This window comes from Veillonella parvula, assembly GCF_032575955.1.
Classification (GTDB): domain Bacteria; phylum Bacillota; class Negativicutes; order Veillonellales; family Veillonellaceae; genus Veillonella; species Veillonella parvula_J.
In genome coordinates, this window is record NZ_JAWFXN010000005.1 from 38272 (window position 1) to 50766 (window position 12495).

General features: G+C 41.0%; 10 protein-coding genes. 5 read left to right on the forward strand and 5 right to left on the reverse strand.

Annotated features, from left to right (window positions below):
- Nucleotides 1–355: 355 nt before the first annotated feature.
- The 3 genes from argH to E7L28_RS06230 form a co-directional block, all read right to left on the reverse strand.
- On the reverse strand, nt 356–1783 hold the full coding sequence (gene argH / locus E7L28_RS06220) for an argininosuccinate lyase (RefSeq protein WP_316711537.1): 1428 nt from the start codon (nt 1781–1783) through the stop codon (nt 356–358).
- Nucleotides 1783–2994, reverse strand: coding sequence for an argininosuccinate synthase (locus E7L28_RS06225; protein ID WP_004697508.1), 1212 nt, complete (start codon nt 2992–2994; stop codon nt 1783–1785). The genes argH and E7L28_RS06225 overlap by 1 nt, the downstream gene beginning before the upstream one ends.
- 252 nt (nt 2995–3246) lie before the next feature.
- Entirely contained in the window at nt 3247–4053 is an 807-nt protein-coding gene (locus tag E7L28_RS06230; protein WP_077707647.1) for a transglycosylase domain-containing protein, read from the reverse strand.
- 331 nt (nt 4054–4384) lie between these two features.
- On the opposite strand from E7L28_RS06230, the gene E7L28_RS06235 reads away from it, so the two are divergent.
- On the forward strand, nt 4385–4663 hold the full coding sequence (locus E7L28_RS06235) for a metal-sensing transcriptional repressor (RefSeq protein ID WP_004695033.1): 279 nt from the start codon (nt 4385–4387) through the stop codon (nt 4661–4663).
- 93 nt (nt 4664–4756) lie between these two features.
- Here the strand turns inward: E7L28_RS06235 and E7L28_RS06240 are convergent, their stop codons facing one another.
- Nucleotides 4757–5017 (reverse strand): HPr family phosphocarrier protein, encoded by a 261-nt coding sequence (locus tag E7L28_RS06240; protein WP_004695032.1) that lies wholly within the window; start codon nt 5015–5017, stop codon nt 4757–4759.
- A gap of 136 nt (nt 5018–5153) precedes the next feature.
- On the reverse strand, nt 5154–6881 hold the full coding sequence (gene ptsP / locus E7L28_RS06245; RefSeq protein WP_316711538.1) for a phosphoenolpyruvate--protein phosphotransferase: 1728 nt from the start codon (nt 6879–6881) through the stop codon (nt 5154–5156).
- Between the two features lie 318 nt (nt 6882–7199).
- Between ptsP and dapF the strand changes: the two genes are divergently transcribed.
- The 4 genes from dapF to E7L28_RS06265 are packed head-to-tail and all read left to right on the forward strand — an operon-like array spanning nt 7200 to nt 12403.
- Nucleotides 7200–8033: a diaminopimelate epimerase gene (gene dapF, locus E7L28_RS06250; protein WP_004695030.1), complete on the forward strand. Its 834-nt coding sequence runs from the start codon at nt 7200–7202 to the stop codon at nt 8031–8033.
- Between the two features lies 1 nt (nt 8034).
- Nucleotides 8035–9432, forward strand: coding sequence for a Na+/H+ antiporter NhaC family protein (locus E7L28_RS06255; protein ID WP_270278933.1), 1398 nt, complete (start codon nt 8035–8037; stop codon nt 9430–9432).
- A gap of 28 nt (nt 9433–9460) precedes the next feature.
- Complete coding sequence (gene pfkB, locus E7L28_RS06260; RefSeq protein ID WP_101928485.1) at nt 9461–10375, forward strand: 1-phosphofructokinase; 915 nt, start codon at nt 9461–9463, stop codon at nt 10373–10375.
- Between the two features lie 33 nt (nt 10376–10408).
- Nucleotides 10409–12403 carry a PTS fructose transporter subunit IIABC gene (locus E7L28_RS06265; RefSeq protein WP_316603828.1) on the forward strand — a complete coding sequence of 665 codons (1995 nt, stop codon included), beginning with the start codon at nt 10409–10411 and terminating at the stop codon, nt 12401–12403.
- Nucleotides 12404–12495: the final 92 nt, after the last annotated feature.

Consider the following 12495-nt stretch of genomic DNA (forward strand, 5'->3'; position numbering starts at 1 on the left):
GAAAAGAACTCATTTTAATTGTGACAAAGTATATTTTTACCCTATTTTATTCTGTGTATAGATGTAATTTTTCCTATCTATCACGGTTATAGTGTCCTAGTACAAGACTATTATTCTCTCGCAGTCCACTATACATGTACATATAAATACATCATTTTAATAGTGGATTATCAATTAGAATTTTGGGATTTATAGGTATCGTCTAGCTGTTAAATAAAAAATCGATATACATATAAGTATAATGGGCAATATTAGACCCTTAATGAAATCCTTATATGTATATCGATCTCAGACTTTCAAATTTATATTGATAATTATTCTTTACTTTTATTGTTGATGTATTCTTACACTACTTTTATGCCTGTACGGATTCAATAATATGTTTCCACTCAGCAATTTGTTTTTCTTCTGTAGCGATAATAGCTTTGCCATTATTACGTTGTCGTTCCACACACTCCGGAGCCGTACCAGAATAGTTGTTACGACCCGCTACACAAGCTTCGATGGAGATAGCGTCAAGAATATCTGCATCAAAATGGTTGGAAATAGCTTTGAAGTCCTCTACGGATAGATCAAGGAGTACACAACCTTTTTCGATGCAATGATGCACCGCATTACCTACGATTTCATGGGCTTCACGGAATGGAACACCTTTCTTCGCAAGATAATCCGCCATATCTGTAGCATTGGAGAAGTCGTCATCCAAGACTGCTTTCATATGAGCCCCATTGACCTTCATACCACGAATCATAGCCGCATTAATGGACAATGCGAAGTGTACTGTATCAATAGCATCGAAGATACCTTCTTTATCCTCTTGCATATCCTTGTTGTATGTAAGAGGCAAGCCTTTCAAAGTTGTTAAAAGGCCTAACAAATGACCATAGGTACGGCCTGTTTTACCACGAACCAGCTCGCAAACGTCAGGATTTTTCTTTTGCGGCATAATACTAGAGCCCGTGCAGTGAGCATCATCAAGTTCAATAAAATTGAACTCATTGGTAGACCACAAGATCAACTCTTCGCTAAGACGACTCAAATGCATCATTACTAGAGATGCAAAGGACAAGAATTCAACTACGTAGTCACGGTCAGATACGGCGTCCATACTATTTTCGTAAATACGAGAAAAGCCCAAAAGCTTTTGCGTATATGTTTGATCAATGCCGTATGTAGAACCAGCTAATGCGCCGGCCCCAAGTGGCATGATGTCAGCATGTTTGAATACCATCAACAAACGATCAAAATCACGTTCCAACATAGAGAAATAGGCCATCATATGATGCCCAAACAATACAGGTTGAGCCCGTTGTAAATGCGTATAGCCAGGCATGATAACATCACTATACTTTTCAGCTGTTTCGATGAGAGCCTTCTGCATATCTACGATGAGTTCACCCATTTCCACAACAGCTTTACGCACGTACATGTGCAAGTCTACTGCACATTGGTCATTACGGCTGCGGCCTGTATGCAAACGACCACCAGCTTCACCGATATCATCAGTAAGGCGTTTTTCAATATTCATATGAATATCTTCAAGAGCCACGGAGAACGGAAACTCTCCTTTATCAATCTGATTTTTAATCTTCGTTAAACCTACTAAAATAGCATCTCGATCTGCGTCGGAGATAATATGTTGTTTTGCCAGCATAGTCGCATGAGCCTTGCTGCCTGCAATATCTTCGGCGTACATCCGCGCATCAAAAGCGATAGAGGATGTAAAATCCTCTACCGCTTTATCAGTGCCTTTTGTGAAACGCCCGCCCCACAATTTAGCCATTATTTACCTGCTTTCTCTTTCATCAATGCATTAATTTTGAGAGGTAAACCGAACAAGTTGATGAAACCTTCTGCATCAGATTGATCGTATACATCATCTTCTTCGAATGTTACGAAATCTTCGCTGTACAAAGAATATGGAGAAGTACTACCTGCAGAAATGATATTTCCTTTGTACAATTTAAGTTTTACTTCACCTGTTACAGTTTTTTGAGTTTCGTCAACAAACGCTTGTAACGCGTTCATCAATGGTGCGAACCACATGCCATCATATACGAGTTCAGCGTATTTGTTAGCAATGAGTTCTTTGTAGTGGTATGTAGCTCTGTCGAGGCATAGGTATTCAAGTTCTCTATGAGCATACATGATGATAGAGCCACCTGGGTTTTCATAAACGCCACGGGATTTCATGCCTACCAATCTATTTTCGACGATATCTACAACGCCTACACCATAGTGTGCACCGATTTCGTTGAGTTTTTCTAATATTTGTAATGGAGTACCTTCTTGACCATCTACAGCTACAGGTACACCTTCTTTGAAGGATACAGTTACATAACCAGCTTCATCTGGAGCTTGTTCAGGTGTATGTGTTACCAAGTACACATCATCTTTAGGTGCATTTGCTGGATTTTCAAGATCGCCGCCTTCATGGGACAAATGCCATACGTTTTGGTCCATAGAATATGGATGAGATTTTGTAGCTACAACTGGAATATCGTGTTTAGCAGCATATTCCATACAGTCTGTTCTAGATTTCAAATCCCATTCTCTCCAAGGAGCGATGATTTTCATGTTAGGAGCTAATGCTTTGATAGTCAACTCAAAACGAACTTGGTCATTACCTTTACCAGTCGCACCATGAGCGATTGCATCAGCGCCTTCTTTTTTTGCAATATCTACAAGAATTTTACCAATTAAAGGTCTCGCGAAGGATGTACCTAATAAATATTTACCTTCATAAATTGCACCAGCTTTTACAGTAGGCCATACATAATCTTTTACAAACTCTTCCTTAGCGTCAACGATGTACGCTTTAGATGCGCCAGATTTGATCGCTTTTTTCTCAACTGCATCATAATCCTCAGGTTGGCCCAAGTCTACACACACTGCAATAACTTCAGCGCCATAATTTTCTTTCAGCCAAGGAATGATAACAGAAGTATCTAAGCCACCAGAATATGCGAGTACTACTTTATTTGCTTTACCCATGATAACACCTCATAAACCACTATCTATTTAGACTCATATAATCAATACAGTATCAGATAATTGTGAAAGTACCGTGGTATCTTCTATTACCGACAAGCATTTTCTCCTTCTGACAAAAAATAGTATACACCTGTATAATTATAAATGCAAGTATTATTTTTATACACTTTAATAATATATTTCGTTTCCGAACTAACAAAAAAGCTATATCTAGTAATCGAACACCAGATATAGCTTATTAAATATATTAACTTATTCCTCCACAAGTTCCAAGTCCTGTTCGTACGCATAGTCTGCTTCGGCTTGTGTAATCATGCCTTGGTCTACCATTTGTTCGAGCACTAGCTTTTGTCGAGCCTTTGCTCCTTCATAGTTCGTATAAGGATCTAAATAGGACGGTGCATTGGGTAATGCTGCAAGCATAGCACTTTGTCCTAATGTCAATCGACTAGGGCTTGTTCCAAAGTAGCCGTGAGCAGCTTCGTAGATACCGTAATAATTATGACCATAATATACGGTATTCAAGTACATGGTAAGGATTTCTTCCTTAGAGTAGTAATGTTCCATTTCACTAGCGAGGATGGCCTCTTCCACCTTACGACTCATGATACGCTTCGAGGAAAGGAACAGATTTTTTACAAGTTGTTGTGTAATAGTACTACCGCCTTCCAAGGTTTCACCTGCTATAGTGTTTGTGTACAAGGCGCGAATAATACCGAGTACATCAATAGCTCCATGTTTATAATACCGCTTATCTTCAATAGCGATTAGTGCATTTTTTGTATACTCAGGAATAACATCCCCTTTCACCCAATGTTCTTTTGAAACACGTTGATTAAGAGCTATCTGTACTTTATCTCTAAATGTAAACAGTCGTATAATTCGATCCGTACGACTGAGCGTGTCTTCACTTTGTTCTATTTGTTTTTCAACAATTGTATGAGCTTTACTCTCACGATTTGTCCCTTGAAAGCTATGGTATCCGTCATATATAAACATAGCCAAAATCATGACCACCACGAACACAACTAGATTTCGAAGGTAGCGAAATACTTTCATTTCTTTCACCTATTTCTTAAAGGTCTGTAATATAAACACATGTAACTATAGGTTTATAATCTAGCTATCTATACAATACCTTATATACATATACAAATATAAAGTATATTAAATGTATTGTATCACATCAATCAATAAGAAGATATGTAAAACACTAGTTTTTACGTCCACTCATACTACAAATATATTTAATATATCTTAATAATGGCATGATACCCTATATCTATATATACCGATTAATGCATATTAGTTATACTTATTAAGTTGTATTAAAAACTTTAAATAGAGTATAATGTATGAGATGATAAAAACATGCCTATGGAGGAGTAAAATGAAACAGTGTATGGATTCAGAAAATCTGCATCGTCGATTGCGTAAAATCTTAGGTCAAGTGCAAGCTATTGATCGAATGATTGAAGAAGACATTCCCTGCGAAGATGTGTTGAGCCAAATTAATGCAGCTAAGTCTGCACTACATAAAGTAGGACAAGTAGTTCTTGAAGGACATATCAACCACTGCGTACGAGATGGTATCGAACATGGTGACGTGGAAAAAACCATTAGCGACTTTACAAAAGCTGTAGAGCGCTTTGCAAATATGGGTAAATAAAAAAGGACTCTACAAATGAATTGCACCCAAAAAATTAGACATAATTTTGGGAGGTGCAGTTCAAAATGTAGGGTCCTTTTTATTACCCTCATATTAATCGTGGTTAGTTGTTAAGAATTCGCTCAATGCAGCGAGTGCCTCGTCTTCGTCAGCACCGTCAGCAGTCAAGGTAACGGATGTGCCTTTTGTAGCACCCAAGGTCAATACAGTTAAAATAGATTTAGCATCTGCTGTTTTGCCATTAGCAGCGATAGTCACTTTGGAAGCGAACTTAGCAGCCAATTGTGTGAAAGCTGTAGCAGGACGAGCATGTAAACCGGATTCGTTAGTAATTTCTACTGTTAATTCTTTCATGATAACCTCTTTCTATCTCGATAGGCGGTGCCTATCCATACGTTCTAATAGATATATTGTATCAATATCAAGCATTTCAATTCAAGTATATTACATCCTATTTGCTATGTAATAATCCTATTTAACAAAAGTAAAATTATAATAAACCTTTTTCAGCTAATACAGATTTAGCGTATTCTGTAATTTCTTCTGCTGTGTCCATAGTAAGTGCTTTATTTGCTACCTCTTCACATTCTGTTTTGGAAACAGAACGCAAAATATTTTTAATAAGAGGAATCGAAGAAGCCGTCATGGAGAATTCGTCGAGGCCAAGGCCCAACAGAATCATGGTCGCCACAGGGTCGCTAGCAAGCTCACCACACATGCCTGTAAATTTACCTTGTTCATGACTAGCATCAATGACGTGCTTAATAAGACGTAACACACCTGGATGCAATGGTTGATACAAGCTACCAATTGCTTCGTTCATACGGTCTACTGCCAATGTGTATTGGCAAAGATCATTCGTACCGATACTAAAGAAGTCTACATATTTAGCAAGAATTGGAGATATAACAGCTGCCGCTGGTACTTCGATCATGATGCCAACCTTGATATCCTTGTTAAAATCCTTACCCTCAGCCGCCAGCTCCTCTTTACATTCATCAAGCATAGCATTCGCTTGCTTCACTTCCTCAACGGAAGCAATCATAGGATACATGATGTGAATATCACCAAACGCACTAGCACGTAACAAAGCCCGCAATTGTACCTTAAAGATATCTGGACGATTTAAGGATATTCGAATAGCACGGTATCCTAGGAATGGGTTCATTTCACTTGGTAAATCAAGGCATTTCAATTCCTTGTCTCCACCGATGTCCATGGTACGGATAATAACAGGCTGTCCCTTCATATCTTGGGCTACCTTTTTATACTCTTCGAATTGTATTTCTTCTGCAGGCAATTCATCATTTTCCATGTAAAGGAATTCTGTACGGTACAAACCAATACCTTGTGCTCCCATAGTGAGCGCATGTTTAGCATCCTTCGCCTTACCAATGTTGCCGAATAGTTCTACATGATGACCATCAGTAGTAGTAGCTTCAAGATTAGCGGATTCGCGCAACCGTTTTAACTCCTCTTGAAACGCCAACGCTTGATTTGTATACTCCGTCCAATCCGCATCAGATGGATTGATTTCCACGATACCATCCGTACCGAGAACGACTGCCTTATCGCCATCTTCGAAGCTTTCAATATCACCAACGCCCATAACTGCAGGAATCTCTAAGGTGCGAGCCATAATAGCCGCATGAGATGTAGGGCCACCTGCTGCCGTAACGATACCTTTTACTACCGCTTTATCAAGGGATGCCGTATCAGATGGTGCCAAATCATGAGCCACCAAGATAACCTCGCCAGAAATATGTGATAAACCGCGAGGGTTCATGCCTAACATATTACGCATCAAACGATCACCGATATCCTTAATATCTGCGCTTCGTTCACGCATATAAGCGTCTTCCATGCCGAGAAAGATATTGGCAAAGGTTTCAATTGTTTGAGCCGTAGCCGCTACCACATTCATATGGCTAGACTCAACAAGGGATTTAATTCCGTCAGATAAGGATGGGTCTTGAGCAATTTGCATATGCGCTTCAAAAATAGCCGCCTCTTCTGGCCCCATTTCATCCAACGCTTTTTTACGAATAGTATCCAATTGTTTTAAGGTAGATGCCATAGCAGTTGCAAACTTGCCAATTTCTTCTTCTACCTTGTCTTCCGTTACATTGTAATCAGGAATGACAATTTCCTCTTGAATATATCTATATACATTGCCTACTGCAACGCCACGAGATCCAGAAATCCCTTGAATTCGCATATGTGTTCCTCTTTCTATTACGATTAACTACATTACTCTTTATTTTATCATTTCTCTGTTAAACAATAAAGTAATCCAAATACCTATACTCCCTTAAATAACCGTCCCATATGGGGCATTTTTTGTTTTACTATAACTCTCAATAAACGTTGTAAGCTTTCCTTATTTTCCCTTTATTTTGCTATAAATTTATACGATTCCATGCCATGCTTAGGACCTATTTATGATATAATATTATAATATAGAATATATAATAATAAACATATGAGACTTTCACGGGCTTCATGGTGAAAGTCTTACTTATTGATAGGAGACTTTATGAAATTAACGAAAATGCATGGTCTCGGCAATGACTTCATCCTCTTTGCCGACCCACAAGGGACGTCTAAAGACTACACAGACCTCGCCATCCGCCTTTGCGATCGTCGCACGGGTATTGGTGCTGATGGTCTTGCTATCCTAGTTCCTTCCGAAACCTGTGATGTGCGCATGCGCATCATCAACTCCGATGGTAGTGAAGCAGAAATGTGCGGTAATGCCATCCGTTGCTTTGCCAAATACGCTTATGAACACGGTGAAACAACGAAGGAGACTTTCACCATTGAAACCTTAGCTGGCGTAATGAAGCCTACATTGACTATCGAAAACGGTATAGTCACACAAGTTACTGTAGACATGGGCAAACCATTTTTTAAGGCCCAAGACATTCCTATGAATGTAAACATGGATAAGGTTATCGACGTAGACCTCAATGTAAACGGTGAAACCGTAACAGTGAGTTCTGTATTGCTCGGTGTGCCTCATACGGAGGTATTCATCGACGACATTACAAAAGCCCCTGTTACAACACAAGGCCCTATCCTTGAAAAGCACGATGCCTTCCCTGCCAACACCAATGTAAACTACATTGAAGTGGTAAACGACAAACACATCAAGGTGCGCACATGGGAACGCGGCGCTGGCGCTACTTTAGCTTGTGGAACAGGATCTTGTGCCTCTGCCGCTATGTCCTTTGAAAAGGGCTTAACAGGCCGCGAAGTAGATGTGGAACTCTATTTAGGAACATTGCATATTTCATACTTGGAGGATGGCACGGTGCTCATGACAGGCCCGGCTGAGGAAGTCTTCGAAACAGAACTTCCTATCGATTAAAATGAAGTGGTTACAACTTATATTAAATGCGTTCCTAAGGTACCAACAGGGTCGCACACTCATACCACGGAATATAGAGCCCCTTTTGGGACTACTTGCATCCATTCTCGTCATCCTCATAGCCGTAGCCAATAGCATCGCTATTGGTTATGCCTTGATTGTCGTATGGAGCATCATGGCCTACGTGTTCTACCGCAAAGGATATGCCCTAAAAGAATTATTAAACCTATCTTGGACAGGTGCGAAAACATCCATCATAGTGATGCAAATCTTCCTTCTCATCGGTTGGCTCATCGCCATGTGGCAAGCAGCAGGCGTTATTCCTATGATTATCGCCACAGGTATCGATTTAATTGATCCATCCATCTTTATCGTCTGTGCCTTTTTAATAACAGCCATAGTGAGTATGCTGTTAGGTACTGCACTGGGCACTGTAGGAACGATAGGCATCGTACTCATCACCATGGCAAGAGCTGGAAGTATTCCAGAAAATATCGTAGTTGGTGCCATTATTGCAGGTGCTTACTTTGGTGATCGAAACGGTCCACTATCCTCTAGTGCATCTCTTGTAGCGGCCTTGACCCATACAAAGGTATCGACGAATATTCCCATTATGTTTAAAGATGGTATTCCAGCACTCATCATCTCTACAGTGTTGTATCTATTACTATCTCAGTGGTACCCACTCAATTACGAAAATAGTTTACTATCCGATACAATTCACTTTATTTTCAATATCGATTGGACATTATGGATTCCAGTCATCATCGTCATTGGCCTATTGCCTTTGAAAGTATCTATCCGTTGGCCTATCGGACTCAGTGCATTAGCGGCGGCCATTCTAGCCTATACCAATCAGGATGCGAGCCTCTCAGAGTTGGGATGGTATACCTTAACAGGCTTTGAACTACCGCACTATAATCCACTAGCTAATATCATTCATGGCGGCGGTCTACAAACGATGTTTATCCCTACCCTTTCAATTTTTATGGCTACTGCCATTTCAGGCATGCTCGAAGGGGTTGGCTTCTGGAACGATATACGACAACTGTTAGAGCGAGCTAAAACACGGAGCGATGTATTTGCTGCCAATGTAGGTCTTGCTTTCTTAACAGGTGCGGTTGGATGCAGCCAAGCTATTGCGGTAGTTATGACGCACTCTATTATGCGTATTACCTACGCACAGCAAGGTATTCAAGACGAAGATGTAATGCTAGACTTTGAAAATAGTGGCATTCTCATCGCTCCATTACAACCATGGAATATCGCTGCCTACGTGCCCATTGTCATGATGGGTACAAGTTCAACAGGTTATGTACCATTTGCCTTCTTCCTATATCTAGTACCACTCATCTATTGGTTACGATTACGGAAGCAAGATCAACCAATCATACGCTAATTAGTATTATCTCAAAAGGGGAAATTGTATGATTTATACCATTACCTTTAATCCAGCTCTCGATTATATCGTGCGCCTTGATCACCTCAAGACGGGTACTATTAATCGCACCATCCAAGAATACGTTCTCGGTGGTGGCAAAGGTATCAACGTATCTATCGTGCTCAACAATCTTGGCATGGATACGACAGCACTCGGCTTCATCGCAGGGTTTACAGGCGAAGAAATCGTAACACAACTCAAGAAATTCGGCGTGAAAGAAGATTTCATCCGGCTTCGCGAAGGATTAACCCGCATCAATGTTAAGGTAAAAGCCTCTGATGAGGAAACAGAGATTAATGGCCGCGGCCCAATCATCGGTACCGACGAATTAGAAGCTCTATACAAACAGCTTGATGCGTTGACCGAAAAGGACACCTTAATCCTTGCTGGCAGCATTCCTTCTAGCCTACCAAGCGATATGTACGAACTCATTATGGAGCGCTTACAACATAAAAATATTCGCATCGTAGTCGATGCTACAAAGGATCTACTCACAAAAGTCTTGCCTTATAAACCATTTTTAATTAAGCCAAATAATCACGAGCTTAGTGAAATCTTTGGGCGCACTTTATCTACAAAAGATCAGCTTGTAGAAGCAGCAAAAACATTGCAAGAGAAAGGCGCACAACACGTGCTCATCTCCATGGCTGGTGATGGTGCTATTTTGGTGTCCGCTGACGGCACTGTATATACCAGTCCTGCCCCTAAAGGAACTCTCGTGAATTCCGTGGGTGCTGGCGACTCCATGGTAGCCGGCTTTATTACGGGCTATGAAAAGACGGGTGACTTACAAGAGGCGCTCTATTGGGGTATCTCCAGTGGCTCTGCCTCCGCTTACTCTGAAAACCTCGCAACCCTTGAAGAAGTAGAAACACTGCTTTCACAAGTACGAGTTAAATAGTTTTATATTTTATGTGCATCAAGGAGTACACATATGAAAATCACTGATCTATTAAAACCTCAATCTATCCTACTGAATGCAGATCCTGTCACAAAAGCTGACGCCATTTACACCTTAAGTGAATTGATGGACAAAGGAGGCTATTTGACAGACAGGGCAGAATATTTAAAAGCTGTCTTCGCTCGTGAAGAGTCTGGTTCTACAGGCCTTGGCGACGGTATTGCCACACCACATGCTAAATCTGCAGGAGTAAAAGAACCAGGCCTCGCCGCTATGGTTGTACCTAATGGGGTAGACTTTGAAGCATTAGATGGTCAACCTTCTCGCCTATTCTTCATGATTGCGGCTCCAGAAGGCGCCGCTGACACTCATGTTGAGGTATTGAGCAAACTAGCAACTATGGTGATTGACCCAGACTTCAAAGAAGCCCTAATTCAAGCGGCTACTGTTGATCGATTCTTAGAGCTCATTACAGCTAAAGAAGAAGGAAACTTTGACCCATCCGTAGAAGGATATATCAAACCAGCAGAGGATCAAAAAGCAACCAGCATTACCGATGCTATCGAAGCAAAGGCTACAGAAGCAATTGAAAAGGTAGCACCTAAGATTTCTGTAGATAACCCGCATTATGATGTACTTGCTGTTACTGGCTGTCCTACAGGCATTGCACATACCTATATGGCGGCTGAATCTTTAGAACGCAAAGCTAAAGAAATGGGTGTTTCTTTAAAAGTAGAAAAGAATGGTGCATCTGGTGTTAAAGACGCTCTTACAGCAGAAGAAATCGAGCACGCTAAATGCATTATCGTAGCTTCTGACCGTCAAGTAGAGATGGCACGCTTTGATGGCAAACCTATGATTCAAACTAAGGTTGCGAACGGCATCAATAAAGCGGAAGAGTTATTGCGTGAAGCTATGGCTGGTACAGCACCTGTATACCATGCTTCCCCATCTGACAAAAATGGTGCAGTGGCTGCATTCGATGCGGCAGATAACTTTGGTCGTCAAATCTACAAACATTTGATGAATGGTGTCTCCCACATGTTGCCATTCGTTATCGGTGGCGGTATCTTAATTGCCCTTGCCTTTTTATTCGATGTATTCGACCCAGCAAATCCTAAAAACTTTGGTTCCGGTACACCTCTTGCAGCTTTCTTAATGCAAATCGGTGGCGCTTCCTTTGGCTTCATGTTACCCGTATTAGCAGGTTACATCGCCATGAGTATTGCAGACCGTCCAGGTCTTGTAGCTGGTTTCGTTGGAGGCTTATTGGCTAACCAAGGTGGCTCTGGTTTCCTAGGTGCATTGATTGCCGGTTTCGCAGCAGGTTATTTGGTATTATTAGTTAAGAAATTAGTATCTGGTTTGCCTCAAGCCTTAGAAGGTACAAAACCGGTTCTCTTCTATCCTGTACTTGGCGTATTATTCATCGGTATCGCTATTACCTTTATCATCAATCCTCCTGTATCCGCACTTAACCACTGGTTGATGGACTCCTTGCAATCCATGGGCACAACGAGCCGCGTATTATTAGGACTTATCTTTGGTGCTATGATGTCAGTTGACATGGGCGGCCCTGTAAACAAAGCGGCTTATGTTATCGGTACTGGTGCTCTTGCAACTGGCGAATACGGTATTATGGCGGCTGTCATGGCAGGCGGTATGGTTCCTCCATTGGCAATCGCTCTTTGTACTACATTCTTCCCTAGCCGCTTCACAGAGGCTGAACGTAAATCTGGTATTACAAACTACATCATGGGGCTTTCCTTCATCACAGAAGGTGCCATCCCATTTGCAGCAGCCGATCCAGTTCGCGTATTACCAGCTTGTATTATCGGTGCTGGTACAGCCGGTGCGTTATCTATGTTCTTCGAATGCACACTACGCGCTCCACACGGCGGCATCTTTGTAGTACCAACAATTGGTAATCCACTTCTATACCTTGCATCCATCGCAATCGGTTCCGTTGTGGCTTGCTTCATCTTAGCACTTGTAAAGCCAAGCTTAAAAAATAGTATCACTAAATAAATCATTAAAATTAACCATCAATTATAGCTTATATATGATTGATTGATGGCTGATAATTGTTGATTGTTTATGATGAGTTTCGACGATTAGCG

Coding starts and splice junctions, on each gene's coding strand:
- argH (WP_316711537.1), bottom strand. CDS start 1,783: ATGGCTAAATTGTGGGGCGGGCGTTTCACAAAAGGCACTGATAAAGCG.
- E7L28_RS06225 (WP_004697508.1), bottom strand. CDS start 2,994: ATGGGTAAAGCAAATAAAGTAGTACTCGCATATTCTGGTGGCTTAGAT.
- E7L28_RS06230 (WP_077707647.1), bottom strand. CDS start 4,053: ATGAAAGTATTTCGCTACCTTCGAAATCTAGTTGTGTTCGTGGTGGTC.
- E7L28_RS06235 (WP_004695033.1), top strand. CDS start 4,385: ATGAAACAGTGTATGGATTCAGAAAATCTGCATCGTCGATTGCGTAAA.
- E7L28_RS06240 (WP_004695032.1), bottom strand. CDS start 5,017: ATGAAAGAATTAACAGTAGAAATTACTAACGAATCCGGTTTACATGCT.
- ptsP (WP_316711538.1), bottom strand. CDS start 6,881: ATGCGAATTCAAGGGATTTCTGGATCTCGTGGCGTTGCAGTAGGCAAT.
- dapF (WP_004695030.1), top strand. CDS start 7,200: ATGAAATTAACGAAAATGCATGGTCTCGGCAATGACTTCATCCTCTTT.
- E7L28_RS06255 (WP_270278933.1), top strand. CDS start 8,035: ATGAAGTGGTTACAACTTATATTAAATGCGTTCCTAAGGTACCAACAG.
- pfkB (WP_101928485.1), top strand. CDS start 9,461: ATGATTTATACCATTACCTTTAATCCAGCTCTCGATTATATCGTGCGC.
- E7L28_RS06265 (WP_316603828.1), top strand. CDS start 10,409: ATGAAAATCACTGATCTATTAAAACCTCAATCTATCCTACTGAATGCA.